At 71.7% G+C, this 24,220-nt stretch carries 21 protein-coding genes; 11 read left to right on the top strand and 10 right to left on the bottom strand.

The window, feature by feature from the left end; genetic code table 11:
* The first annotated feature begins 1 nt into the window (after position 1).
* The gene (locus ACZ4UU_RS34360) at positions 2-2,395 is read left to right on the top strand and encodes a bifunctional salicylyl-CoA 5-hydroxylase/oxidoreductase (protein WP_471907288.1); all 2,394 of its coding nucleotides are present in this window, start codon (positions 2-4) and stop codon (positions 2,393-2,395) included.
* 26 nt (positions 2,396-2,421) lie between these two features.
* Here the strand turns inward: ACZ4UU_RS34360 and ACZ4UU_RS34355 are convergent, their stop codons facing one another.
* The 3 genes from ACZ4UU_RS34355 to ACZ4UU_RS34345 form a co-directional block, all read right to left on the bottom strand.
* On the bottom strand, positions 2,422-3,306 hold the full coding sequence (locus ACZ4UU_RS34355; RefSeq protein WP_471907287.1) for a sulfotransferase family protein: 885 nt from the start codon (positions 3,304-3,306) through the stop codon (positions 2,422-2,424).
* Positions 3,307-3,388: 82 nt separating this feature from the next.
* A complete protein-coding gene (locus tag ACZ4UU_RS34350) occupies positions 3,389-4,222 on the bottom strand; it encodes a PaaX family transcriptional regulator (protein ID WP_471907286.1) in 834 nt (277 codons plus the stop codon).
* A 15-nt stretch (positions 4,223-4,237) separates the two neighbouring features.
* Positions 4,238-5,851, bottom strand: coding sequence for an AMP-binding protein (locus tag ACZ4UU_RS34345; RefSeq protein ID WP_471907285.1), 1,614 nt, complete (start codon positions 5,849-5,851; stop codon positions 4,238-4,240).
* Positions 5,852-6,025: 174 nt separating this feature from the next.
* Between ACZ4UU_RS34345 and ACZ4UU_RS34340 the strand changes: the two genes are divergently transcribed.
* On the top strand, positions 6,026-7,156 hold the full coding sequence (locus ACZ4UU_RS34340; RefSeq protein WP_471907284.1) for an acyl-CoA dehydrogenase family protein: 1,131 nt from the start codon (positions 6,026-6,028) through the stop codon (positions 7,154-7,156).
* The gene (locus ACZ4UU_RS34335; protein WP_471907283.1) at positions 7,153-7,551 is read left to right on the top strand and encodes a RidA family protein; all 399 of its coding nucleotides are present in this window, start codon (positions 7,153-7,155) and stop codon (positions 7,549-7,551) included. The genes ACZ4UU_RS34340 and ACZ4UU_RS34335 overlap by 4 nt, the downstream gene beginning before the upstream one ends.
* 7 nt (positions 7,552-7,558) lie before the next feature.
* On the opposite strand, the gene ACZ4UU_RS34330 is transcribed toward ACZ4UU_RS34335, so the two are convergent.
* Positions 7,559-7,753, bottom strand: coding sequence for a DUF5999 family protein (locus tag ACZ4UU_RS34330; RefSeq protein WP_471907282.1), 195 nt, complete (start codon positions 7,751-7,753; stop codon positions 7,559-7,561).
* A 237-nt stretch (positions 7,754-7,990) separates the two neighbouring features.
* On the opposite strand from ACZ4UU_RS34330, the gene ACZ4UU_RS34325 reads away from it, so the two are divergent.
* The gene (locus ACZ4UU_RS34325) at positions 7,991-8,443 is read left to right on the top strand and encodes a DUF6299 family protein (RefSeq protein WP_471907281.1); all 453 of its coding nucleotides are present in this window, start codon (positions 7,991-7,993) and stop codon (positions 8,441-8,443) included.
* Positions 8,444-8,563: 120 nt separating this feature from the next.
* On the opposite strand, the gene dmpG is transcribed toward ACZ4UU_RS34325, so the two are convergent.
* Genes dmpG through ACZ4UU_RS34310 form a run of 3 tightly spaced genes read right to left on the bottom strand, consistent with a single transcriptional unit; the run spans position 8,564 to position 11,414 of the window.
* Positions 8,564-9,586 (bottom strand): 4-hydroxy-2-oxovalerate aldolase, encoded by a 1,023-nt coding sequence (dmpG, locus tag ACZ4UU_RS34320; protein ID WP_471907280.1) that lies wholly within the window; start codon positions 9,584-9,586, stop codon positions 8,564-8,566.
* Positions 9,583-10,524, bottom strand: a complete 942-nt coding sequence (locus ACZ4UU_RS34315) for an acetaldehyde dehydrogenase (acetylating) (RefSeq protein ID WP_471907279.1) — start codon at positions 10,522-10,524, stop codon at positions 9,583-9,585. The genes dmpG and ACZ4UU_RS34315 overlap by 4 nt, the downstream gene beginning before the upstream one ends.
* Positions 10,521-11,414, bottom strand: a complete 894-nt coding sequence (locus tag ACZ4UU_RS34310; RefSeq protein ID WP_471907278.1) for a 2-keto-4-pentenoate hydratase — start codon at positions 11,412-11,414, stop codon at positions 10,521-10,523. Before ACZ4UU_RS34310 ends, ACZ4UU_RS34315 begins: the two co-directional genes overlap by 4 nt.
* Before the next feature lie 80 nt (positions 11,415-11,494).
* Between ACZ4UU_RS34310 and ACZ4UU_RS34305 the strand changes: the two genes are divergently transcribed.
* Together ACZ4UU_RS34305 and ACZ4UU_RS34300 are read left to right on the top strand one after the other, a co-directional pair.
* A complete protein-coding gene (locus ACZ4UU_RS34305) occupies positions 11,495-12,217 on the top strand; it encodes an IclR family transcriptional regulator (RefSeq protein ID WP_471907320.1) in 723 nt (240 codons plus the stop codon).
* A 30-nt stretch (positions 12,218-12,247) separates the two neighbouring features.
* A complete protein-coding gene (locus tag ACZ4UU_RS34300; RefSeq protein WP_471907277.1) occupies positions 12,248-14,632 on the top strand; it encodes an ATP-binding SpoIIE family protein phosphatase in 2,385 nt (794 codons plus the stop codon).
* 151 nt (positions 14,633-14,783) lie between these two features.
* On the opposite strand, the gene ACZ4UU_RS34295 is transcribed toward ACZ4UU_RS34300, so the two are convergent.
* Positions 14,784-15,824 carry an amidohydrolase family protein gene (locus tag ACZ4UU_RS34295; RefSeq protein ID WP_471907276.1) on the bottom strand — a complete coding sequence of 347 codons (1,041 nt, stop codon included), beginning with the start codon at positions 15,822-15,824 and terminating at the stop codon, positions 14,784-14,786.
* Positions 15,825-16,199: 375 nt separating this feature from the next.
* Here ACZ4UU_RS34295 and ACZ4UU_RS34290 point away from each other — a divergent pair, with 375 nt between their 5' ends.
* Genes ACZ4UU_RS34290 through ACZ4UU_RS34280 form a run of 3 tightly spaced genes read left to right on the top strand, consistent with a single transcriptional unit; the run spans position 16,200 to position 19,715 of the window.
* A complete protein-coding gene (locus ACZ4UU_RS34290) occupies positions 16,200-17,813 on the top strand; it encodes a bifunctional 3-(3-hydroxy-phenyl)propionate/3-hydroxycinnamic acid hydroxylase (RefSeq protein WP_471907275.1) in 1,614 nt (537 codons plus the stop codon).
* 10 nt (positions 17,814-17,823) lie between these two features.
* On the top strand, positions 17,824-18,687 hold the full coding sequence (locus ACZ4UU_RS34285; protein WP_471907274.1) for an alpha/beta fold hydrolase: 864 nt from the start codon (positions 17,824-17,826) through the stop codon (positions 18,685-18,687).
* Positions 18,684-19,715 (top strand): VOC family protein, encoded by a 1,032-nt coding sequence (locus tag ACZ4UU_RS34280; protein ID WP_471907273.1) that lies wholly within the window; start codon positions 18,684-18,686, stop codon positions 19,713-19,715. Before ACZ4UU_RS34285 ends, ACZ4UU_RS34280 begins: the two co-directional genes overlap by 4 nt.
* A 211-nt stretch (positions 19,716-19,926) precedes the next feature.
* Here the strand turns inward: ACZ4UU_RS34280 and ACZ4UU_RS34275 are convergent, their stop codons facing one another.
* Complete coding sequence (locus ACZ4UU_RS34275) at positions 19,927-22,179, bottom strand: peptidoglycan recognition protein family protein (protein WP_471907319.1); 2,253 nt, start codon at positions 22,177-22,179, stop codon at positions 19,927-19,929.
* Positions 22,180-22,488: 309 nt separating this feature from the next.
* Between ACZ4UU_RS34275 and ACZ4UU_RS34270 the strand changes: the two genes are divergently transcribed.
* A complete protein-coding gene (locus ACZ4UU_RS34270) occupies positions 22,489-23,010 on the top strand; it encodes an SMI1/KNR4 family protein (RefSeq protein ID WP_471907272.1) in 522 nt (173 codons plus the stop codon).
* Positions 23,011-23,042: 32 nt separating this feature from the next.
* Positions 23,043-23,570, top strand: a complete 528-nt coding sequence (locus ACZ4UU_RS34265; protein WP_471907271.1) for a YcxB family protein — start codon at positions 23,043-23,045, stop codon at positions 23,568-23,570.
* 268 nt (positions 23,571-23,838) lie between these two features.
* Here ACZ4UU_RS34265 and ACZ4UU_RS34260 read toward each other — a convergent pair whose 3' ends face one another.
* Positions 23,839-24,195, bottom strand: a complete 357-nt coding sequence (locus tag ACZ4UU_RS34260) for a hypothetical protein (protein WP_471907270.1) — start codon at positions 24,193-24,195, stop codon at positions 23,839-23,841.
* Between the last annotated feature and the right edge of the window lie 25 nt (positions 24,196-24,220).

The raw sequence follows: 24,220 nt of genomic DNA, 5'->3' as shown, positions 1-24,220 counted from the left end.
CATGCTCTCACCCGAGGGGACCGGGACGCCGCAAGGGGCGCGGAGCGGTGCTGAATCTGCGGCTACCGCCGCGCGGGCGCGACCGGCCCCCACAACCCCGCAGCCGCCAACGGATACCGGCCACCCCCTACGAGTAGCGATCATCGGCGGCGGCCCCGGCGGCCTCTATGCCGCAGCCCTGCTCAAACGCCTCGCCCACGACCGCGAGATCACCGTCTGGGAACGCAACGCCCCCGACGACACCTTCGGCTTCGGAGTAGTCCTCTCCGACGAAACCCTGGGCGGCATCGAACACGCCGACCCCGTCGTCTACGCGGCCCTGCAGCAACACTTCACCCGCTGGGACGACATCGACATCGTCCACCGCAACACCCGCCAGACCTCCGGAGGACACGGCTTCGCCGCCCTCGGCAGAAAACGCCTCCTGGAAATCCTCCACACCCGCTGCCACGAACTCGGCGTAGACCTCCGCTTCCGCACCGAAGCACCACCCCCGGACCGCCTGGCAGAGGCATACGACCTGGTCATCGCCGCTGACGGTGTGCACAGCACCACCCGCGAGGCCTACGCCCATGTGTTCCGCCCACATGTGGCCACCCACCACTGCCGCTACATCTGGCTGGCCGCGGACTTCGCCTTCGACGCCTTCCGCTTCGAGATCGCCGCGACCGAACACGGCGTGATGCAGCTGCACGGCTACCCGTACGCGGCCGACGCCTCCACCGTGATCGTCGAGATGCGCGAAGAGGTCTGGCAGGCCGCCGGGTTCGCGGAGCTCGACGAACAGGAGTCCGTCGAGCGCTGCGCCAAGATCTTCGCGGAAGCGCTCGGCGGACGGCCGCTCAAGTCCAACAAGTCGGCGTGGACGACGTTCCGCACGATCGTCAACGAGCGCTGGTCGCACGGCAACGTCGTCCTGCTCGGCGACGCCGCACACACCGCCCACTTCTCCATCGGCTCCGGCACCAAACTGGCCGTCGAGGACGCCCTCGCGCTCGCGGCCTGCCTGGAGGAGCAGCCCGACGTCGCCGGCGCCCTGAGCGCGTACGAGGCGGAGCGCAAGCCGGTTGTCGCCTCCACGCAGCGTGCCGCCCGCGCCAGCCTGGAGTGGTTCGAGAACCTCGGCCTCTACCTCGACCAGCCGTCCCGCCAGTTCGCCTTCAACCTCCTCACCCGCAGCCGCCGCGTCACCCATGACAACCTGCGCCTGCGTGACGCCCACTTCACCGAGGCCGTGGAGCGGGACTTCGGCTGCCCGCCAGGAACGCCCCCGATGTTCACTCCGTTCCGGCTGCGCGGCCTGACACTGCGCAACCGGGTCGTCGTGTCCCCGATGGACATGTACTCGGCGACGGACGGCGTCCCCGGCGACTTCCACCTCGTCCACCTCGGCGCCCGCGCCCTCGGCGGCGCCGGACTGGTGATGACCGAGATGGTGTGCGTCAGCCCGGAAGGACGGATCACCCCCGGCTGCGCCGGTCTCTACACCGGCAAGCAGGGCGAGTCCTGGCGGCGGATCGTCCAGTTCGTGCACGCCCAGGCACCCGGCACCGCGATCGGCGTGCAGCTCGGCCACAGCGGCCGCAAGGGCTCGACCAAGCTGATGTGGGAGGGCATCGACGAGCCGTTGGAGGACGGCAACTGGCCGCTCGTCGCCGCGTCCCCGATCTCCTACAAGCCGTACAGCCAGACCCCGCGCGAGCTGACCCGCTCCCAACTCACCGACATCCGTGAGCAGTTCACGGCCGCTGCCTGGCGCGCCGCCCGCGCCGGGTTCGACCTCCTCGAACTCCACTGCGCGCACGGCTATCTGCTCTCCGGCTTCCTCTCCCCGCTGACCAACCGCCGCACCGACGCCTACGGAGGCTCGCTGGAGAAACGACTCCGCTTCCCGCTCGAGGTCTTCGACGCCGTACGGGCCGTGTGGCCGGAGGAACGGCCCATGACCGTCCGGATCTCCGCCACCGACTGGGCCGAGGGCGGTACGACCGCCGAGGACGCCGTCGAGATCGCCCGTGCCTTCGCCGCGCACGGCGCCGACGCCGTCGACGTGTCGACCGGGCAGGTCGTGGCCGACGAGCGGCCGGAGTACGGGCGGTCGTACCAGACGCCGTACGCCGACCGGATCCGGCACGCCACCGGCCTCCCGGTGATCGCCGTCGGCGCCATCTCCTCCTGGGACGACGTCAACTCCCTGATCCTGGCGGGCCGTACGGACTTGTGCGCCCTCGCCCGCCCGCACCTCTACGACCCGCACTGGACGCTGCACGCCGCGGCCGAGCAGGGCTACGACGGTCCGGGCGTGGTGTGGCCGGCCCCGTACCGGGCGGGCAGCCGCCGCCCGCAGACGGGGCGCACGGATGCGGCCCGGCCCCGGCTCACGCTGGGGCGGTGAGGAGGGGGGAGGCTGCCCCGAGGCGCTCAGGACGAGTAGCCCCAGACCCTGCACACCGGGCGGAGTGCTTCAGCGACCTCGTCGTCCTTCGGCAGCTCGCGCCCCGGCTGTACGGTGCCGGTGCGGATGTTCTCGCGCCAGTCGCCGAGCCCTCTGATCAGCTCGCCGCTCTTCTTCCTGCCGTAGTCGAGCATGGCCGGCTCGTACTCCAGCCCCAGGAACGCGCACAGCCGCCGCATCTCCCGCTCGGGGTCGTCGGTGATGTCCTCGTACCGCACGGTGTGGCCCCGGGCGTCGCCGTCGCGAGCTTCCTCGACCGCCTTCACATACGTCAGCACATCGGCCACGGCCTTGTCGTACGGCCGCTTGACGGGGTCGCTCTCGTGCCAGGACCGCGCTATCGACTCGGGATGGCGCAGCAGGAAGACGAACCGGGCGTCGGGCCAGCAGTCCCGAACCCGCCGGAACATGAAGGCGTTGCCGGGAGTCTTCTCCACGATGAAGTCCTTGCCGGACTTCACCAGCTCCCGGTGCATGACCCGGTCCCACAGCAGGTGCTCCAGGTCGCCGCGGTGCAGCCCGAGGGCGCTCATGGCCCGCTCGGAGACCCACGGCCCGCAGTCCACCCCGATCTTGCCGAGGTGCAGCTCGTGCAGGGCATGCAGCCGTGAGTGGGCGCCCAGCATCATCCGCAACAGGGTGGAGCCGGAGCGGACCGAGGAGATGATGAAGACCGGCTGCCGCAGCAGTCGGTCCGTCGGCAGGTCCCCGGCCGACGGACACCGGTACGTCGCCGGCTTCGGCTCGGCGGTCGCCACCGCGGGTCTCGGCCCTGCGGGCTTGGTGGCCCTCCGTACCTGAAGGCCGGTGGTGGAGGTGAGCGCCCGGTTCAAGTTCCGCATGAGAGTCATGCGGCAGCACTCTAGGGGGCAACTCTGAGAAGAGGATGGGAGAAAGGTAGAGGTTGCCTGTCTGGCAGAAATGTGACTCACATCACTCGGGGGAGCTGGGTTCGGGCACGCCCGCGAAGCGGGCTCCCGCGTCGCGCAGCCGCAGCTGCAGCGCCCGGAACACGGCCGCCGAGCGGGCGCCGGGCCAGTCCCCGGGCAGCAGACGCGCCGGCAGCCCGGGGTCGGCGTACGGCAGGTGGCGCCAGGAATCGAGGGCCAGCAGGTAGTCGCGGTAGGCGTCCTCCTCGGGGGTGTCCGCCCGCTGCTCCCAGTCGCGCAGCACACGCGCGTGGCGGTCGAGGAACGCGTCGTGCTCCTTGGCGATCGCGGCCAGGTCCCACCAGCGGGCGACGGCCTGCGCGGTCGGCGCGAAGCCGAGATGCTCGCCGCGAAAGAAGTCGACGTACTCCTCGAGGCGCAGCCGCTGGAGCGTGTGCCGGGCCTCCTCGTAGAGCCGCGCCGGCGCGATCCACACCCCCGGGGCGGCCGTCCCGAAGCCCAGGCCGGCCAGCCGGGAGCGCAGCACGTGCCGCTTCTGCCGCTCCGACTCCGGCACCGAGAACACCGCGAGCACCCAGCCCTCGTCCTCGGGTGGCGCGGTGGCGTAGATGCGCCGGTCGCCGTCGTCGAGCAACTGCCGGGCGTCCGGCGACAGGTCGTACCCCGCCGCGCCCTGCGCCGTACGGGCCGGCAGCAGCAGTCCGCGTCGCTTCAGGCGCGACACCGACGACCGTACGGACGGAGCGTCCACACCGACCGCGGCGAGCAGTCTGATCAGCTCGGCGACCGGCACCGGGCCGGGCATGTGGCGGCCGTAGGCGCCGTAGAGCGTGACGATGAGAGACCGTGGTGCATGCTGGTCGGACACGTTGATCATCTTAGTTCGTGCGGATCACTGCTGGTCGCCCCGCTGGTGGCCGGCGTCGCGCAGCCGGAAGCGCTGGAGTTTGCCGGTCGCGGTGCGCGGCAGCGCCTCCAGGAAGACGATCTCCCGCGGGCACTTGTACGGCGCCAGCTCGGCCTTGACGAACGCCCGCAGCGCCTCCACGTCCCGTCGCGCACCCTCCCTGAGCACCGTGTATGCCACCACGACCTGCCCACGAGCCTCGTCGGGCCGTCCCACCACCGCCGTCTCCAGCACATCGGGGTGGCGCAGCAGGGCCTCCTCGACCTCGGGGCCCGCGATGTTGTAGCCGGCCGAGATGATCATGTCGTCCGCGCGGGCGACATAGCGGAAGTAGCCGTCACTCTCCCGGACGTAGGTGTCACCGGTGATGTTCCAGCCGTCGCGGACGTACTCGCGCTGCCGGGGGTCGGCGAGATAGCGGCAGCCGACCGGCCCGCGCACGGCGAGCAGCCCGGGCTCGCCGTCGGGTACCTCCCGGCCCTCGTGGTCCACCACGCGCGCGTGCCAGCCCGGTACCGGCCGCCCTGTCGTCCCCGGCCGGATGTGTTCGTCCGCCGCCGAGATGAAGATGTGCAGCAGCTCGGTGGCGCCGATGCCGTTGATGATGCGCAGCCCGGTCCGCTCGTGCCAGGCCCGCCAGGTGGCGGCGGGCAGGTTCTCGCCCGCCGAGACACAGCGGCGCAGCGAGGAGATGTCGTGCGAGTCGAGCTCGTCGAGCATCGCGCGGTACGCCGTCGGAGCGGTGAACAGCACGGACACCCGGTGCTCGCCGATCGCGGGCAACAGCTGCTTGGGGCCGGCCTGTTCGAGGAGCAGGGCGCTGGCGCCGGCCCGCATCGGGAAGATGACGAGGCCGCCGAGGCCGAAGGTGAAGCCGAGCGGGGGACTGCCGGTGAAGACATCGCCCACATGTGGTTGGAGCACATGTTCCGAGAAGGTGTCGGCTATCGCGAGCACATCCCGGTGAAAGTGCATACAGCCCTTGGGTCGTCCCGTGGTCCCCGAGGTGAAGGCGATGAGGGCGACGTCGTCGGCCGCCGTGTCGGCGGCGGGGTGCGGGCCGTCGGGCGCGGGGCGGCGCAGGAGGTCGTCGGGCGCGTCGCCGCCGTACGTGGCGAGGCGCAGGCCGGGTATCTCGGCCTTGGCCAGGTCGTCGACGGCCCGGATGTCGCACACCGCGTGCCGCACCTGGGCGATCTCGCAGATGGTCCGCAGCTCGTGCGGCCGCTGCTGGGCCAGCACGGTGACGGCGACCGCGCCCGCCTTCAGCACCGCCAGCCAGCAGGCGGCCAGCCAGGGCGTGGTCGGGCCGCGCAGCAGCACCCGGTTGCCCGGGACGACGCCGAGGTGGGTGGTGAGCACATGTGCGAGCCGGTCGACGCGGGTGCGCAGTGTGCCGTACGTCCATGTGTCGCCGGACGGTGTGTGGAACGCGGGGCGCTCGTCGGGCGGGCCGTCGAGCAATTCGGCGGCGGAGTTGAGCCGATCGGGGTAGCGCAGCCCCGGCAGGTCGAAGTGGAGCTCGGGCCACTGGTCGGGAGGTGGCAGATGCTCGCGGGCGAAGGTGTCGACGTGGGCGGAGCGGTGCAGACCTGCCATGGCGGTTCGCCCCCTTGCCGTGTGGGCTGCCGTGTGGGCTTGGTGCTTCTTGGCGTTCTGGTGGGCTCGCACAGGGAGCGTATCGTGTTGGTGACGACAGTCAATGGTGCGCGATATCGTCGAGGAGGTCCGTCGAGAGGGCCCGTCGCGGACGGCCCCGCAGGGAGGTCGGCAATGCCCGCATTCTCACTCGATCCATCGCAAACCGCATGGTGTGCCGAACTGCGCGCCCTGGCCGCCGAACGGCTGCGCCCGCTCGCGCAGAAGGGCGAGCCCGGACACGTCAACCGCCCCCTCGTCGCCGAGCTCGGCCAACTGGGCCTGCTGAAGCGGCTGTTCACCTCGGGCGCGGTCGACCTGTGCCTGATGCGGGAGTCCCTCGCGTACGCCTGCACGGAGGCCGAGACCGCGCTGGCCCTCCAGGGCCTGGGCGCGTATCCCGTGCACGCGTACGGCACGCCCGCCCAGCGGGAGCGCCGGCTGCCCGGCGTGGTGGAGGGCGAGGCGGTGGCGGCCTTCGCGCTGAGCGAGCCCGGGGCCGGGTCGGACGCGGCGGCCCTGGAACTCGCCGCCGAGCCCGACGGCCCCGCCCGCTGGCGGCTCACCGGCGAGAAGTGCTGGATCTCCAACGCCCCCGAGGCCGACTTCTACACCGTGTTCGCCCGCACCACCCCCGGCGCCGGCGCCCGCGGTGTCACCGCCTTCCTGGTCCCCGCGGACCGTCCCGGCCTCACCGGCGCGGGCCTCGACATGCTGTCCCCGCACCCCATCGGCAGCCTCACCTTCGATGCCGTCCCGGTCACCGCCGACGACGTGCTGGGCGAGCCCGACCGCGGTTTCCGGGTCGCGATGGGCACCCTCAACCTCTTCCGGCCCAGCGTCGGCGCCTTCGCCGTCGGCATGGCCCAGGCCGCCCTGGACGCCACCGTCGCGCACACCGCCCGACGGGACGCGTTCGGCGGCAAGTTGAAGGACCTGCAGACGGTCGCCCACCAGGTCGCCGAGATGGCCCTGCGCACGGAGGCGGCCCGTCTCATGGTGTACGCGGCGGCGACGGCGTACGACGAGGAGGCACCGGACGTGCCCCGGCGGGCCGCGATGGCGAAGCTGCTCGCGACGGAGACCGCGCAGTACGTCGTCGACAGGGCCGTCCAGCTGCACGGCGCCCGCGCCCTGCGCCGCGGCCATCTGCTCGAACACCTCTACCGCGAGGTGCGCGCCCCGCGCGTCTACGAGGGCGCCAGCGAGGTGCAACGCGGCATCATCGCAAAGGAGTTGTACGCGAGCATGGAGGCCGGCCAGTGAGTACCGAGCGCGTCAACCCGCCCGATCTGTCCCCGCCCACCGGCTTCTCCCACGCGGTCGTCGCCACCGGCTCACGGGTCGTCTTCCTGGCCGGGCAGACCGCGCTCGACGCCGACGGCAAGGTGGTCGGGGAGACGCTGCCGGAGCAGTTCGAGCAGGCGCTCGCGAACCTGTTGGCCGCGCTGGCGGCGGCCGGCGGCACACCGGCCGATCTCGCGCGGGTCACGGTCTACGCCACGGACGTCGCGGCGTACCGCGCCCAGGTCGCGGAACTCGGCCGCGTCTGGCGTCAGTTGGCGGGCCGCGACTATCCGGCGATGGCGGTCGTCGAGGTCGTACGGCTCTGGGACGAACGGGCGATGGTGGAGCTCGACGGCTTCGCGGTACTGCCGTAGATCGTGCTCACGCGGCCATGGCGAGCCGCTCGGCCGGCACCCGGTGCGGGGCGACGACGCGGCCGTCGGGCAGCAGCTCACCGCTGTCGTCGAAGACGATCGCCCCGTCGCACAGCAGGCTCCAGCCCTGCTCGGGGTGGGCGGCCACCACATGGGCGCCGTGGCGGTCGGAGGAAGGACACGAAGGCTGGTGGGAACACATGGCACACCTCCACATCGGGCGGACGATCCATGTGGGCCGTCCATATGGGTAGACCATCCTCCCCTCTCGAACTCATCGGAACGGCCCGCCGTGAACCGTGACAACACGCGGACAACTCTCTGACCGATCCACGAAGGTCGGGGCGGACTCGCCACCGAAGGGGTGACGATCACGCCCATAAGCACACCGGCCGGGTACCAGTGGAGGCCCCCACTCCACCCACCGGGAGGTCATCCCATGCCCCTGCGCCCCGCTCTCGCCACCGCCACCGGCGCCGCTCTGCTCCTGCTGGCCGCCGCGCCCTCGGCCCTCGCCGACTCCGACGTGACCGCCGATCCCAAGGAGACCGTGACGGTCGACAAGACGGTCCGGATGGCCACGGACGGCACCGTCACGGTCACCGGCACCTACCGCTGCGCCGACAGCAAGGGCCCCGTCTTCGTGAGCGCCTCCGTCGGCCAGAAGTCCTCCACCACCCGGTACGCCATCGGCGGCACCCTCGCCGTGTGCGACGGCAAGAAGCACCGCTGGGAGAACAAGAGCGGGACCTCCTCGGCCACCCTCAAGCACGGCAAGGCGGACGTCGAGGCCACCGTCGTGGAGCTCCGCCCCTCGGACGACCTGGGCGGCCTGCCCCTGCCCCACTTCCACGCGACGTCGAAGAAGGAGATCACCCTGACGAAGGCGTGACGGCGACCCGACGGCCGGGCATCTCACGGCACGCGCCGCGCCTCCCTCGCATCCCGCCCCGCACCACGCGGTACATCGCGCCCCTCCCCGACCGGAGGGGCGCGACGCCGTACCGCGCGGTCAGGACGGCACGGCCTCCGCGTGGCCGAGCAGGTCCAGCGCGATGTCGGTGATCATGTCCTCCTGGCCGCCCACCATGCCCCGGCGGCCCACCTCGACGAGGATGCTGCGGGTGTCCAGGCCGTAGCGGGCCGCCGCCGTCTCCGCGTGCCGCAGGAAGCTGGAGTACACGCCCGCGTAGCCGAGGCTGAGGGTCTCGCGGTCCACCCGGACCTCGCGGTCCTGGAGCGGACGCACGAGGTCGTCGGCCGCGTCCATCAGGGGGAACAGGTCACACATGTGGTCCCAGCCCATGAGGTCGGCGACCGCCACGAACGCCTCCAGGGGACAGTTGCCGGCCCCGGCGCCCTGTCCGGCGAGGGAGGCGTCCACCCGTACCGCGCCGCACTCCACGGCGACCACGGTGTTGGCGACGCCCAGGGCGAGGTTGTGGTGGGCGTGGATGCCGAGTTCGGTCTCCGGGTCGAGGACGTCGCGGTAGGCGCGGAAGCGGTCGCGGACGCCGTCCATGGTGAGGCGGCCGCCGGAGTCGGTGACGTAGACGCAGTGGGCGCCGTAGGACTCCATCAGCTTGGCCTGGCGGGCCAGTTCGGCAGGCTCGGCCATGTGGGACATCATCAGGAACCCGGCGACGTCCATACCCAGGTCGCGGGCCGCGGATATGTGCTGGGCGGCTATGTCGGCCTCGGTGCAGTGGGTGGCGACGCGTACCGAGCGGACACCCAGGGCGTGCGCCTGCCTGAGGTCGTGCAGGGTGCCGATGCCGGGGAGGAGCAGGGTGGTGGGCACCGCGTGCTGCGCGGCGTCCACCACGGCCTCGATCCACTCCCAGTCGGTGTGGGCGCCGATGCCGTAGTTGATGCTGGAGCCCGCCAGGCCGTCGCCGTGGGCGATCTCGATGGCGGCCACGCCCGCGGCGTCCAGCGCGGCGGCGATGGCGCGGGCCTGGTCCACGGTGTAGCGGTGCCGGACGGCGTGCATGCCGTCTCGCAGGGTCACGTCCTGGACGTACAGACGGGTCATCGGGAGGCCACCTCCGTGGCGCGGTGGCGGGCGGCCATGCGCTCCGCGGTGCGCAGCGCGGCCGAGGTCATGATGTCGAGGTTCCCGGCGTACGCCGGGAGGTAGTGCGCGGCACCCTCGACCTCCAGGAAGACGGACACCTTCAGGGCCTCGCCCGTGCCCGGGGCGAGGGCGCGCAGCGGGTCGTCGGACGCCACCTTCTCGAACTGCACCTTCTGCTTGAGCCGGTAGCCGGGGACGTACGCCTGCACCCGCCCGACCATCTCCTCCACCGACGCGGCGACCGCCTCGGTCGCGCAGTCGGAGACCAGGCAGTGCACGGTGTCCCGCATGATCAGCGGGGGCTCGGCCGGGTTGAGGACGATGATCGCCTTGCCGCGCGCGGCGCCGCCGACGCGCTCGATGGCGGAGGAGGTGGTCTCGGTGAACTCGTCGATGTTGGCGCGGGTGCCGGGGCCGGCCGAGCGGGAGGCGATGGACGCGACGATCTCGCCGTAGTGGACGGGCGTGACGGCGCCCACGGCGGCGACGATCGGGATGGTGGCCTGACCGCCGCAGGTGACCATGTTGACGTTCGGGGCGTCGAGATGGGCGTCGCCGTTGACCGGCGGCACGACGTACGGGCCGAGGGCGGCCGGGGTGAGGTCGACCAGGGTGCGGCCGAGCGGGCGCAGCACCTCGTCGTGGTGGCGGTGGGCGCCGGCCGAGGTGGCGTCGAAGACGATCTCCACATCGGCGAACTCGTCCAGCGCGACGAGCCCTTCGACGCCCTCGTGGGTCGTGGCGACCTTCAGCCGGCGGGCCCGCGCCAGACCGTCGGAGGCGGGGTCGATTCCGGCCAGCGCGGCGATCTCCAGCGACTCCGACAGCCGCAGGACCTTGATCATGAGGTCGGTTCCGATGTTGCCGGAGCCGATGATGGCGACCTTCGTGCTCACAGCACGTCCCCTTCCGTCAGCCGGCTCGCTTCCTGCGCGAATCCGACCCGTACGGACCCCAGCGCGGAGATGTGTGCCTCGAACACATCCCCCGGCGCGGCGGACACCATGGGGCCCAGCGCGCCGGTCAGCACCAGGTCGCCCGCGCGCAGCGGATCGCCCCGCTCGGCGAGCGCGGAGGCCAGCCACACGGCCGCGTTCAGAGGGCTGCCGAGACAGGCGGCGCCGGAGCCCTCGGAGACGGTCTCGCCGCCCCGCTTCATGGCCATCGTCACCGTCCGCAGGTCGACGGCGGTGAGCGGTACGGGGGTCGCGCCCAGGACGTACAGACCGCAGGAGGCGTTGTCGGCGACGGTGTCGACCAGGGAGATGTCCCAGCCCGCGATACGGCTGTCCACGATCTCCAGCGCCGGCAGCGCGAAGTCGACCGCGCGCAGGACGTCGACGACCGTGCACTCCCGCTCCGGCAGGTCCCGCCCGAGCACGAGCGCGACTTCGGCCTCCACCTTCGGCTGGAGCAGCCGGCCGGCCGCCACCTCGCCGCCGTCCGGCACGGCCATGTCGGCGAACAGCGCGCCGAAGTCGGGCCGGTCCACGCCGAGTTGGCGCTGTACGGCCACGGAGGTCAGGCCGATCTTGTGGCCGACGGCACGGCGGCCGGCGGCCAGAGCGCGCCGGACGCCCAGCTGCTGTACGGCGTACGCGGTCTCCAGGTCCCCGCCGTCGTCGAACAGGTCACGCACGGGAGGGCAGGCGGTCCCGGTGCGGGCGGCGTCCGCCAGCAGGTCGGCGGCCTTGACCACGGCCGGTGGGGCGGCGTCGGGGTGGACGCCGTCGAGTGCGGTCGACACGGGATACCTCCGAGGAAGGCGAAGCGGCGGGGCTGACATCGATCGGTACATCGATATAGACAGGACCTTCGCCAAGCGACAAACTTTGTTCCGTGACACGGAACGGCGCAGGCGGCAACATGCTGGAAAAGGCCGCGAGCATTCTGGAGTGCTTCAGTCCGAGCGGTGGTCCGTACCGTCTGTCGGAACTTTCGGAGCACACCGGTCTGCCGAAGCCCACGGTGCACCGGCTGGCGGCGGACCTCGTCCGGCTGGGATGGCTGGAGCGCTCGGACAACCGGTACCGGCTCGGGGCGAAGCTGTTCGAGCTCGGCTCGCTGGTGCCGCACCGGCTCGATCTGCGCGAGGCGGCCCTGCCGTTCCTCCAGGACCTGTTCGAGGCCACCCGGGAGACCGTCCACCTCGGGGTGCGGGAGGGCATGGAGGTGGTCTACCTCGAACGCATCCACGGTCACGAGGCCCTCCAGCTGCCCTCCCGTATCGGCGGCAGCCTGCCGCTGACCTGCACCGGCGTAGGCAAGGCCCTGCTGGCGTTCTCGGGCGCCGAGCTGACCGAGGAGGTGCTGTCCCGGCCGCTGCCGAGCCTCACGCCCCATTCGATCACCGACCCGAACCGGCTGCGCATGGCCCTGGAGAAGATCCGGGTCTCCGGCCTCGCCTACGAGGAACAGGAGGCAGCCCTCGGCGTGGCCTGTATCGCGGCCCCCGTCTTCGCCGGCGGCAGCACGGTCGCCGCCCTCTCCGTGGCGGTGCCCCGCTCCCGTTTCAGCCCCGCCCAGCTGGCACCCGCCGTACGGACGGCGGCACTGGGGCTGTCCCGGGTCCTGCGCGGGGCCGGGTGACGCCGGCGCGGGCGGCGTAACGTCGTCAGTGTGGAGCCCACGGCCCGCGGTCTTCTGTCGCGTGCGGCGCACGAGCTCGGCTCGCGAGCGGACGAACTCAGAGCCGAGCTGGAACAGTGCCTGCGGCGTGAGCTCCCCGCGCTGTGGGAGGACCCGGAGGTGGCCCGGACGGCCTCGGACAACGTCGCCGAGCACCTCGGCGCCGCACTGTTCGGCATCGAACACGCCATCGACCCGGAGCTGATCGAGCCCCCGCCCGCCGACGTGGAACGTGCCCGGACACTGGCCCGGCACGGCACCCCCCTGAGCACCATGCTGCGTGCCTTCCGGCTGGCCCAGGGGCTCGTCATCGACCGGCTGATCGTGGAGCTGCCCCGGCTCAGCGACGATCCCGAACAGGTCTGCGCGGCGGCACGCGAGCTCATCGCCGTGTCGACCACCTACGTGGACCGGGTGTCGGAGCAGGGCGTCGTCGCCTTCCAGGAGGAACGGGACCGGCGGCTGCGCCGGCGCTCGGCGATGGTGAACGAGGCGGGCATGCGCATCGGCACCACCCTGGACATCGCCCGCACCGCCCAGGAACTGGCGGAGCTCGCCACCGAACACTTCGCCGACCTGGTCACCGTCGATCTGCTCGACTCCGTGCTCCGGGGGGAGGACGGCGCGGGGGAGGGGCCGCATGTGCTGCGCCGGATGGCGTGGGGGGTGGGGAGTGAGGGCGGGGCGGTGCCGCAGGGCAGGGCGGAGGCGGCGTCCGAGGTCGGCTCGGTACCGGGGGTCGAGGGCGGCTCGGCACCGGAGGCCGGGGGCGTATCGGAAGCCTCGGCCGGGCCCCGCCCGGCGCCCCGGGCCGCCGGGGGGCCGGAGACGATGACCGGGGCCTGGCCCGACACGGCCATCGCGCTGCAGGAGCTCCACGCCTGCCCCCGCGGATCGCCCTCGGCGTACGCCCTGACCACCGGGCAGCCCTCCCGGCACCAGTACGGCAGAGCGGCCTCGGATGCGGGGCGGAGCAAGTCGACGCTGGTGGTGCCGTTGCGGGCGCGGGGGACGACGTTGGGGGTGGCCGTGTTCCACCGGTACGGCCGTTCCGCCCGCTACGACGACGAGGATCTGCTCCTCGCGCAGGAGATCGCCGCGAGAGCGGCGGTCGCCGTCGACAACGCGTGCCGCTACACGCAGGCCCGCGCCACCGCCCTCACCCTCCAGCGCAGCCTGCTCCCGCGGCACGCGCCCCGGCAGTCGGCCGTGGACGTCGCCTACCGCTATCTGCCGGCCGGATCCGAGGCCGGGGTGGGCGGCGACTGGTACGACGTCATCCCGCTGTCCGGCGCACGGGTGGCCCTCGTGGTGGGTGACGTGGTCGGCCACGGCATCCGTGCCGCCGCGACCATGGGCCGCCTGCGGACCGCCGTGCGGACCCTGGCCGACATCGACCTGCCGCCCGACGAACTCCTCACCCACCTGGACGATGTCGTCCTGCGCCTGTCGGCCGAAGCGTCCACGGACGCCGACGCGGACGCCGACGCCGACGCCGACGCCGCCGATCCCGATGGCGAAGGCGACGCCCGACCCGCCCCGGACCCTCACTGCGACGCCGAGACCGGCGGAGACATCGGCGCCACCTGCCTGTACGCCGTCTACGACCCCGTCTCCCGCCGCTGCACCCTGGCCCGCGCGGGCCATGTGCCGCCCGCCGTGGTGATCCGGGACGGCACGGCGGACCTCCTGGAGCTGCCGCCCGGCCCGCCGCTCGGCCTGGGCGGCCTGCCCTTCGAGACGGTGGAGGTCGAACTGCCCGAGGGCAGTCTGATCGCCCTGTACACGGACGGCCTGATCGAGGCCCGTTCCCATGACGTCGACGCCGGCCTCGCGACACTGCGGCAGGCCCTGGCCCGGCCGGCGCCCTCGCTGGACGCGGCCTGCGACAACGTGCTGGAGGCCCTGCTGCCGTCCGGAGGCCTGCGACCGGGCGACGACATCGCCCTGCTCCTCGCCCGCACCCGGGTGCTCGGCGCCGACCGGGTCGCCACCTGGCACCTGGACGCCGACCCCGCGGTCGTGGCCCGGGCCCGCTCGGACGTCTCCCGGGAACTGGCCGACCGGGGCCTGGCGGAACTCGGCTTCACCGCGGAACTGGTCGTCAGCGAACTGCTCACCAACGCCATCCGTTACGGCCGGCCTCCCATCAGCCTGCGCCTCATCCATGACCGCACCCTCCTGTGCGAGGTCTCCGACGCCGGCAGCACCACCCCGCACCTGCGCCGGGCCCGTGTCTTCGACGAGGGCGGCCGCGGCCTCCTCCTCGTGGCCCAGCTCGCCACCCGGTGGGGAACCCGCCACGCCCGGCGCGGAAAGACGGTCTGGGCCGAACTGAACGAGTCCGCGGGGTTCCCGGTGCCGGTCTTCGAGTAGCCGGGGTGAGCTTCGGCGTCGCCGAGTGGCGCCGTGGACGGGCGAGGTGTGACCCGCGTCAGTCCGACGTCGGCGGCGCCTTCGGGGCCCGGAAGAGGCAGCCGATCGCCACGGCGAGGACGACGAGGCACAGGGCGATCAGGGCTTCGGGCTAGGGCTGGAGGAGCTTGAAGACGAGACGCGCGCCGGCTCGCCGCGCCGACTGCCGGAGCCGGACCGGGAGCGGCCGGGACGGGGCCGGTGCGGGGGCGCCGTCGGCCAGGCGGGGGAAGAGGGCTTCGGCGTTGGCGCGGTTGACGGCCGCGAGGGTGCCGGGGGCGACGCCGTTGTCGAGGCCGTTCGCGAAGTACTGGCCCGCGGCCGCGGGCGCGAAGGGCCAGTCGCTGCCGAACAGGACGTGTCCGGGGCGGGCGAAGGCCAGCAGGGTGGGCAGCGCGGCGGGGCTGGAGGAGAGCGCCGTGTCGAAGTAGAAGCCGCGGAAGTCGTCCAGGACGTCGAGCGGACTGCGCCCGGTGTCGTCGGCGAGGGCGACGGCCATGCGATGGGAGGCGTACGGCAGGAAGCCGCCCGCGTGGCTGAGGACGAACCGGATGTTCGGGTAGCGGCGCGGGACGCCGTTGCGTACCAGGAGGTAGGCGGCGCGCGCGGTGTCGAGAAGGAAGTCGGCGGCGAACGGCGGGATGCCGTCGACGGCGGCGGCCGGGAGGTCGGCCGGGTGGACGAACACGACGGCGCCGTGCTCGTCGAGGACCCGCCACAGGGGATCCTGGCCGTCGGCGCCGAGGTAGGGCCCCTGGTTGTTGGCGAGCAGCGTGACCCCGTCGGCGCCCAGCTCGGCCAGCGCCCGCTCGGCCTCCGCGGCCGACGCGACGACATCGGGCATGGGCAGCGTGGCGAACCAGCCGAAGCGGGCGGGGTGTTCGGCGGTGAGGCCGGCGGAGTGGTCGTTGAGCCGCCGGGCCAGGCCGACGGCCTCGTCCGGGTCGGACAGGAAGCCCGTCCCCGGCGTGGACACGGAGAGGATCGCCGTCTCCGTACCCAGCAGGTCCATCACCTCCAGCGCCGCACCGGCACTCCACTCGGGCAGCGCCCGGCCACCCGCCTCCGCGATGCCGGCCTTGGTCAGGCCATCGCGGTAGAAGGGCGGAACGAGGTGCTGGTGGACGTCGATCCGACGGGACGGCTTGTTCATGGTGCGGCCTCTCGGCTTCCTCGCGGCCTCTCGGCTCACTCGTGTCGGGGAGATCGGATACGCCCGTCACCGACACCGACACCGACACCGACACCGGCACCGGCACCGGGCCGAGGTCGCAGACGCAGGTCTCGGTCTTTGGCGGAGGTGACGAAAGGGGCGGTGGTCATGGCGCCGGGCAGTACCGGTTGGCCCGGCCCCAGGGGGGAGCCGTACGCCGAGAAGCTGCGCTCGATGACCGCGGCGTCGACCGGCACTTGACCGTCCCTGACGTCGAGCTTACCGTAGCGGACATTCCAATTGGAGTGAACGCTACAGCAATGAGCCGCGACCGGGACGACCGTGCCGCGACATGGACGACAGCGAGGTGGCCTGGTGAGTGGGATCAGCGCCGGCGGCAGGGCCGAGGACAGCGCCGACGACAGCGCGTACGACGTGGCGGTGATCGGCTACGGGCCCACGGGGGTGACCGCCGCGAACCTGCTGGGCGCGGCGGGCCTGAGAGTCGTCGTCGTGGAGCGCGACGCCGAGGTCTTCTCCCGGGCCCGGGCGATCTCCACCGACGAGGAGGTCCTGCGGATCTGGCAGCGCGTCGGCCTGGCCGAACGGCTCAAGTTGGACATGCTGGCCGACCGGCCCCTCGACTTCGTCGACGCCCGCGGCCGCGCCATCCTCAGCGCGCACCCCACCCCGCGCGGCCACGGCCATCCGCCGCAGATGTTCATCTACCAGCCCGCGCTGGAACAGGTCCTGCGCGAAGGCGTCGACCGCTACCCGAACGTCGAGGTGCTGCTGCGGCACGAGTGCCTGCGCCTGCGCCAGGACGCCGACGGGGCGGAGCTCACCGTGGTGGGCACCGGCGACGACTCCGTACGCCGGCTGCGCGCGAAGTACGTCGTCGCGGCCGACGGCGGCTCCAGCCTCACCCGCGCACAGCTCAACGTCGGCTATGAGGGACGGACGTACGAGGACCGCTGGGTCGTCATCGACACCAAGATGATCGAACCGTGGCCCGACCACGACCGGCTGCGCTTCCGCTGCGACCCGGCCCGCCCGGCGGTGGACTGCCCGACCCCGCTGGGACACCACCGGTGGGAGTTCCCGATCCTGCCGGGCGACGACGAGGAGCGCCTGACCACCGACGACGCGATCCACGCGATGGTGTCCCGGTACGGCATCGGCCAGGACCAGATCAAGATCCTGCGGGCCACCGTCTACAGCCACCACGTCCGCTTCGCCGCCCGCTTCCGCGTCGGCCGCGTCTTCCTCGCCGGCGACGCCGCCCACGCGATGCCCCCGTGGATCGGCCAGGGCATGGCCGCCGGGGTGCGCGACGTGGCCAACCTGTGCTGGAAGCTCGACGCCGTCGTACGCGGCGAACTGCCCGAGTCGGTACTCGACAGCTACGAGACGGAGCGCAAACCGCACGTCAAGGAGATCACCAGGCGGGCCGTGTTCGTCGGCCGGATCATCACCGACCGGCGGCTTGCCGTCACCCGGGTCCGGGACGCCGTACTCCCGGCCGTGACCCGCATACCGGGCGTCGCCCGCCGGCTGCAGGACTCCCACTGGATCCCCGCCGCCCACTACGCCGAGGGCTTCCAGGCCCGTCCGCGCACCAAGGCCAGCGGACACCAGCTCCCCCAGCCCTGGGTGACCGGCCCCGACGGCACCCGGGCCCGCCTGGACGACGTACTCGGCGGCCGCTGGCTGCTCCTGCACGGCGCGCGGGACACCCCGCGGCCCGCCTGGGACCGCTCCGGCGTCCCCTCCCTGACCGTCCTGCCGGCCGGCGCACGTCCGGCGCCCGGCGCGGTCGTCGACGACGACGGGGTGCTGCTGCCCTGGCTGACCGAGCACCGCGCCACCACCGTCGCCCTGCGCCCGGATGCCTACGTCTACGCCGCCGCCCCCTCCGGCGGCCAACTCCCGCCGCCCCCGGCCGGATTCACCCCGGCACCGCACCCCACCACGACCACCGCCCCGTGAGGACCGCACCATGATCACGCAGACCGACCTGCCCGCGATGCAGGAGTACACGATCGACGTCGGCGGCAGGCATGTCTTCGTCGCCGAGACCGGCCAGGGCCCGCCCGTCCTGCTGCTGCACGGCGGCGGCCCCGGTGCCTCCGGTGTCGCCAACTACACCCGGAACGTCGCCGAACTGGCCAAGGAGTACCGGGTCATCGTCCCCGACCTGCCCGGATACGGCCGCAGCAGCAAGGGCCTCGACCTCAGCGACCCCTTCGGCTCCCTGGCCGTCGGCATCCGTGGCCTGCTCGACCGACTCGGCCTGGAGAAGGCCCACTTCGTCGGCAACTCCTACGGCGGTGCCTGCGCCCTGCGCCTGGCCCTGGACACCCCCGACCGGGTCGAACGCATGGTCCTCATGGGCCCCGGCGGCATCGGCACCACCCGCGCCCTGCCCACCCCGGGTCTGAACTGCCTGCTGGACTACTACAACGGCGAGGGACCCACCCGGGCGAAACTGGAGAAGTTCATCCGCCACCACCTGGTCTTCAACGCCGCCGACGTACCGGACAGCGTCATCGACGCCCGCTACCGGGACAGCCTCGACCCGGAGGTCGTGGCGGACCCACCGCTGCGGCGTCCCAAGTCGCTGGGCGCCCTGTGGAAGATGGACTTCACCCGCGACAGGCGCCTCGCCCGGCTGCCCGTGCCGACCCTGGTGCTGTGGGGCTCCGCCGACAAGGTCAACCGGCCCAGCGGCGGCAGGATGCTCGCCGACCGGCTCCCCAACGGCGACCTCTACATGGTCGCCAACACCGGGCACTGGGTGCAGTTCGAACGCGCCGAACTCTTCAACCGGCTCTGCGCCGACTTCCTGGCCGGCCGCCGATGACCACACACCACGGCTACCAGGGCTACGACGCCCCGTCCGTCTTCGGCGCGGTCCACCTCGGCTACATCGTCGTCGAGACCAACCGCTTCGCCGACTGGCGCCGCTTCGGCACCGAGGCCATCGGCATGCACCACGACGACCTCGACACCGGACTGATGCGCTTCCGGCTCGACGACCACGAGTGCCGGTTCCTGCTGCGGCGCGGACCCGCCGAGGACGTCGTCGCCATCGGCTGGCACCTCGACGACCACACCACCTTCGAGCAGATCGAGGCCCGCGTCCGCGCCCACGGCGTCCCCGTCGCCGAGGGCACCGCCGAGGAGGCGAGGATGCGCGGCGTCGAACGCCTGCTGCGCTTCCCCGGCCCCAAGGGCATCACCCAGGAGATCTACACCACCCCGGTCCTCTCTCCGCAGCCCCTGCGGATGCTCGCCTCCGGCTGGGTCACGGGCGACTCCGGCATGGGCCACGTCGCGATCACCTCGGCCAGACCGACCCTGATGCGCGGCTACTTCAACACCGTCTTCGACGCCCGCCTCACCGACTACATCGACGAGACGATCAGCGGCGTCAAGCTGAAGATCCGCTTCCTGCGCGTCAACGAACGCCACCACTCCATCGCGATAGCCGCCGTCCGGGGCCTGCCCGTCGACCCGGTCCGCACCCGCGTCCAGCACCTCAACATCCAGGTCGCCACCCTGGACGACCTCGCCCGCAGCTACGACCGGGTGCACGAACTCGGCTTCGACATGGCCCTGTCCGTCGGCCGGCACACCAACGACAAGGAACTCTCCTACTACGCCCGCACCCCCTCGGGCTTCGAGTGGGAGGTCGGCTGGAACCCCGTCGTCATCGACGAGACCACCTGGGAACCCAGCACCCACCAGGGCATCAGCGTCTGGGGCCACACCCCGGTCGGGCAGCGAATCGTCGACAAGCTCGACCAGTTCCGTCTCGGCGCCCGCTCCCTGGTCCGCCCGGAGAAGACGGTCCCGGCCCTCAGCGGAGCCGGCATCCCCGACGACTGACCTCCCGGCCCCGCCCGACCCTCCCCCTTCTGGAGCCGGTACGACCGCACCGGCCCGCTGCGGACCGTGTACGGCGGACTGACGGCCACCCTCGCGGTGTACGTCGCCTCCGCCGCGTTCACCGGGGCGGAGGCGGAGTGACGCCCCGCCCGGCCGTGCCCCGGTGGCCCGGATTCGCACTGTGTCTCCCGTCATCCGACGAGGAGTTGGGCTACTTGATGTAGACGAGACCGTCGGTGGTGATGGTGGGGCGGCCGCTGGTGCCGACCACGACGATCTTGACGGTGTGCTTGGCGCTGCTGGACCAGGTCTTCGTCCAGATCGCCTGCCGGTAGAGGGTGGTGGAGGACTTCAGGTCGACCGTGCTGACCTTGACGCCGTCGACGTAGACGTAGACCTGACCCGAGCTCGCGGCCCGCGAGACCACCCAGGACGCGGAGCGGCCGGTGAAGGTCCAGGTGAGGCTCGCGCCCTTGGAGCCGCTGGAGTACGACTTGCCGCCCAGGTAGCTGGTGGAGGAGCGGGTCGTCCAGCTGCCGGACTTCACCGCCGAGGTCTCCTGAAGGATCACCGGGGTGTAGGCGGGGGAGGAGGTGCGGTAGTTGCCGGCGTAGTCGTAGGCACGCATCGACCAGGTGGTGGCCGTACCGGACTTGGCGGTCCTGGCCGAGCTGGTGGTGGTCGGGCCGTACGTGGCCGTGGTCGGGGCCAGTAGCTTCACGGAGCTCAGCGCGGCGTTGTCGGTCGCCTTCCAGCCGAGGGTGACCGGAACGGCGGCGGTGTTGACGGTGCCGGTGCGCAGGGAGAGCTTCGGTGTGGTGGTGAAGGTCGGTGCGGTCGTCTCCGCGACGACGTTCAGCGCGGCCGTGGTCACGGTCCTGCCGGACTGGTGCACCGCACGCACCGCGACGGTGTGGCTGCCCAGGGCCAGGGTGGTGCTCGCGGAGGTGGCCGTACCGGACGTGGTGGCGACCGTCTTGCCGTCGACCAGCACCTGGAAGCTCTTGATGAGCGAGGACGGTGTGGTGGCCGTCCACTTCACGCTGACGGCGCCCTTGGTGTAGTACGTCGAGCCGGACAGGCCCGCGCCGGAGAGCGAGGTGACCTTCAGGCCCTGCACCGGGCCGGCCGCCAGGGTGCGGATGGTCGGCAGCTGTGCGTAGAGGGAGTTGCCGGGGCACTGGGTGTTGTAGCCGTCGCGGTGGGCGGAGATCCGGTTGAACGTGTACTTGCCGCCGGCGGTGAAGCCGGTGCCGAAGTAGTTCTTCTGGCTCGCGCCCGCGGTGAGCTGCACGGTTCCGGCCGGGTCGGCGCGGTACTGGCCGAGCTTCCAGGCGGCCACGCGGGCGACGGAGGTCAGTGCGGCGTTGGAGGCGCTGGTGGAGGTGTACTCGCCGAGCACCGCGATGCCGGCGGACTCCCGGTTCCAGCCGTAGGTGTGGGCGCCGAGCACCGGCAGGTCGACGCCGCCCTTGCGGCCCTCGAAGACGGTGCCGCACTTGTCGACGAGGAAGTTGTAGCCGATGTCGTTCCAGCCGTTGACCTGCGTGTGGTAGGCGTAGATGCCGCGCACGATCGAGGCGGAATCGGCGCAGGAGTAGTCGTTGGCACCGTCGGTGTGGTGCACGAAGACGGCCTTGACGTCGGCGTTGTACTCGGACGGGTCCGGGCTGAGCGACTCGTCGGCGCCCCAGTCGGCCCGCGAGGTCACCGGCGGCTCGGGCACGGTGGACGGCGGCGCGGACGGCGTGGTGGCCGACGGCGTCGGCGAAGTCGAGGCGGACGCGGACGCCGAGCCGGTGGGCGTCGACGTGGGCGTGGCCGTGCTGTCGGTGGGCGCCGGGGGCGTGGTGGTCTGGCTGTCCGTCGGCGTCTGCGTCGGCGTCGCACCGTCCGTCGGCGTCGTGGAGTCGGTGGGCGTTGCCGCCGGGTCGCTCTCCGCGGCGACGAACGCCGCCGGCTCGGTGGCCTCGGCCTCGGCGTCGGTCACCACTCCCGGATCGACCAGGTTGACCTGAAGCCCCTTGGGCAGCGCGCCCGTGGTGCCGTCCTCGTGGACGACCTGGACCTGGACGCCGTCGGAGGGGCCGACCCACAGCGGCTCGGACGCGCCGCGCATCCCGGCCTCGGGGTCCTCCGGCGGGTCGATGTTCACCTCGAGGTCCCGCCAGCCGCTCCACGCGCCGCTCTCCAGGTCACGGGTGCGCACCTGCGCCGTGCCGTCGAGCCGCTTGACGGCTCCCGCCCAGGACACGCCGACCATGGAGAACTGCTCGGTGTCCGTGCGCGGCAGCTCCCGCTTGCCGCCCGTAGCCCCCTTCAGGGCGAGGTCGTAGACCCGCACCGGCCGCTTCGCCCGGCCCTCCGCGCCCGGATCGCCGGACGGGCTGGCGACCGCGTAGGTCACCACTCCCGCGCCCCCCAGGACCACCGCACCGAGCGTCAGCCACGCCCGGCGCTTCAAGCTCAACGGTCTGTACGCATGCGACGTACGACGACTCACGACGAACCCACCCCAGTAGAGGGCCCAGAGCCGCTGAAGGCGCAGGGCCACGAAGAAGTCACCTGAGGCACCCCCGACACACAGGTAGCCCGCTCCACCCAGCGGGCCATGGCTGAGAAACATCACTCGGTTCGAGATCTTGGTGACGTAGATCACCTCGTCCCCCACTGCTTCAACACGATGTGCTGACCGCTACGCTCACCGGCGGCAACCCGGTGAGCGGTGTCCAGGACCGGCAGCCGTTCGCCGGGCTGGAAGGGGGGTAGAGCGGTGGCAACGCTTCAAGAGATCCAAGCCCTACTGGGTGAACCCCGGTTCAACTGGTCTGATCCGGTGCCATGGGTCGAACTGGAGCAGGAACTCGGTATCGAATTCCCTGCGGACTTCCGCGAGATCGTGGACGCGTACGGTTCGATCGAGATCAACGGGCAGTTGTACCTGAAGCATCCCGCCGGCCATCTTCTTCACGACCTGGGGACGATGATCAATGGGGATCTCGACCTCTGGCGTGACGAGGACATGGTGGAATTTCTGCCGAGTCCGGTAGGGGCGAACCCGGGCGAACTGGTGCCGGTGGCGACGGCTACGACGGGCGAGGCGGTTTTCCTGTGTGTTCCCGACGCCTCCTCGTCGCCCTGGCGCGTCGTGGTCCAGGAGTTCGACAGCCCGTCCTGGACTCTTTACGAGATGACGTTCAGCGATTGGTTGCTGGCTTATCTCAAAGGGAGGGACGTGACGTTGTGTGCTCGCGACCGTGCGCCTGACGGCCCGTTCTGGGAATTCTTGCCCTGAAATTGATCAACGCGACCTTCTGGGGAGGGATCGTGCAGGAAACGAGCACGGTGGAACTGGTCTACCTGCCGACGACGGCGGACGCGACGGGAGCACTGCGCGAGCGGATGCGGGCCACACCGGCGGGGCGGCTGCAGGGCGGGGTCATCCTCGCAAGCGCTGTCGTCGTGTCGGGTGCTCTCGTCATGAACTTCACCGGACCGAGGGGGCCGAGCCTCAGGTCGACGGTTCTCTGCCTCGCCGCGCTGGCCCTGTGCGTGGGTGTGTACGTACTGGTCCCCGCCCTGCAGGGGCGGCAGGTGCACCGGATGGTCGCCCTGCAGGGGGAGTTCCGGGCTGTTGTGGACGACACCGGGGTGCGGCTGACCTCGCGGGACAGCGATACGACGCACCGGTGGCCGATGATCACCCGTTACGCGGAGACAGACGCCCTCTTCGTGCTGATGACACCCGACAGGCACAGCGTCGGCATCGTCGTCCTCCCCAAGCGCGGCACCGCCACCCCGGCGGATGCCGACCGGTTGCGGGCCATCCTCGACCGGAACGCGACCCGGGTCTGAGCCGAGGAGATGCCGCCGCCCCCCAACCTTGCATTCGTGCAGGTCGGCAAGGGGGCGGCGGCATCCGCGACTCAGATGTCCCGGAAGAGACCAGTGAACTTCGTGACCTGCCGCGATGGGTGGCTCCGAGCTGCTGACCTGCCTTGAGGTTCTTTCGGCTGTTTCACGCTCATGCCTGTTGATGCAGCCGGAAGTCCCAGAAAAGTCCCAGAAGAATTCCACCGCCGTTTCCTGGCTCGCATGCCCTGGATGTGCCCTTGGGGCCCGCTCACCAGAGGGCGCCCTGCTCGGCTGACGGGCTGGGCGTCGGAGGTGTCGCGGCCAGGTGCACGCGCGTCTTGGTGCTGATGGCACGAGGTTCCGTCGTTACGGCACCCGCGTTGCGTAGCTGTCGGACGGCATCGATCACCTTGCCGGGCTGGTAGACGGTTTCCAAGAGGGCGTATCGCTTGAGTTCTGGGATGGTTCGCCCGTCGGGAGCTTCGCAGATGAAGTCGCGCAGGATGCGTAGCAGCGGACCCGTATCAGGTTCGAATACGAGATTCAGCATCTGCTGTCGGGTGTCCCTGGGGTCGCGGTGGCGGACGCCGTAGGAAGGGTCCACCTTCCACATGGCGTCTTTCATCTTCTCCAGTCCCAGCTCGTGCTGG

The organism is Streptomyces sp. NPDC028907 (assembly GCF_055564995.1).
The sequence above is the reverse complement of the archived record's forward strand: the minus strand, read 5'-3'. Positions and strand labels throughout refer to the sequence as shown.

What these genes read in the sequence shown, in the direction of transcription:
- ACZ4UU_RS34360 (WP_471907288.1), top strand. Translation starts at nt 2, where the DNA reads ATGCTCTCACCCGAGGGGACCGGGACGCCGCAAGGGGCGCGGAGCGGT.
- ACZ4UU_RS34355 (WP_471907287.1), bottom strand. Translation starts at nt 3,306, where the DNA reads ATGACTCTCATGCGGAACTTGAACCGGGCGCTCACCTCCACCACCGGC.
- ACZ4UU_RS34350 (WP_471907286.1), bottom strand. Translation starts at nt 4,222, where the DNA reads ATGATCAACGTGTCCGACCAGCATGCACCACGGTCTCTCATCGTCACG.
- ACZ4UU_RS34345 (WP_471907285.1), bottom strand. Translation starts at nt 5,851, where the DNA reads ATGGCAGGTCTGCACCGCTCCGCCCACGTCGACACCTTCGCCCGCGAG.
- ACZ4UU_RS34340 (WP_471907284.1), top strand. Translation starts at nt 6,026, where the DNA reads ATGCCCGCATTCTCACTCGATCCATCGCAAACCGCATGGTGTGCCGAA.
- ACZ4UU_RS34330 (WP_471907282.1), bottom strand. Translation starts at nt 7,753, where the DNA reads ATGTGTTCCCACCAGCCTTCGTGTCCTTCCTCCGACCGCCACGGCGCC.
- ACZ4UU_RS34325 (WP_471907281.1), top strand. Translation starts at nt 7,991, where the DNA reads ATGCCCCTGCGCCCCGCTCTCGCCACCGCCACCGGCGCCGCTCTGCTC.
- dmpG (WP_471907280.1), bottom strand. Translation starts at nt 9,586, where the DNA reads ATGACCCGTCTGTACGTCCAGGACGTGACCCTGCGAGACGGCATGCAC.
- ACZ4UU_RS34310 (WP_471907278.1), bottom strand. Translation starts at nt 11,414, where the DNA reads ATGTCAGCCCCGCCGCTTCGCCTTCCTCGGAGGTATCCCGTGTCGACC.
- ACZ4UU_RS34305 (WP_471907320.1), top strand. Translation starts at nt 11,495, where the DNA reads ATGCTGGAAAAGGCCGCGAGCATTCTGGAGTGCTTCAGTCCGAGCGGT.
- ACZ4UU_RS34295 (WP_471907276.1), bottom strand. Translation starts at nt 15,824, where the DNA reads ATGAACAAGCCGTCCCGTCGGATCGACGTCCACCAGCACCTCGTTCCG.
- ACZ4UU_RS34285 (WP_471907274.1), top strand. Translation starts at nt 17,824, where the DNA reads ATGATCACGCAGACCGACCTGCCCGCGATGCAGGAGTACACGATCGAC.
- ACZ4UU_RS34280 (WP_471907273.1), top strand. Translation starts at nt 18,684, where the DNA reads ATGACCACACACCACGGCTACCAGGGCTACGACGCCCCGTCCGTCTTC.
- ACZ4UU_RS34260 (WP_471907270.1), bottom strand. Translation starts at nt 24,195, where the DNA reads ATGAAAGACGCCATGTGGAAGGTGGACCCTTCCTACGGCGTCCGCCAC.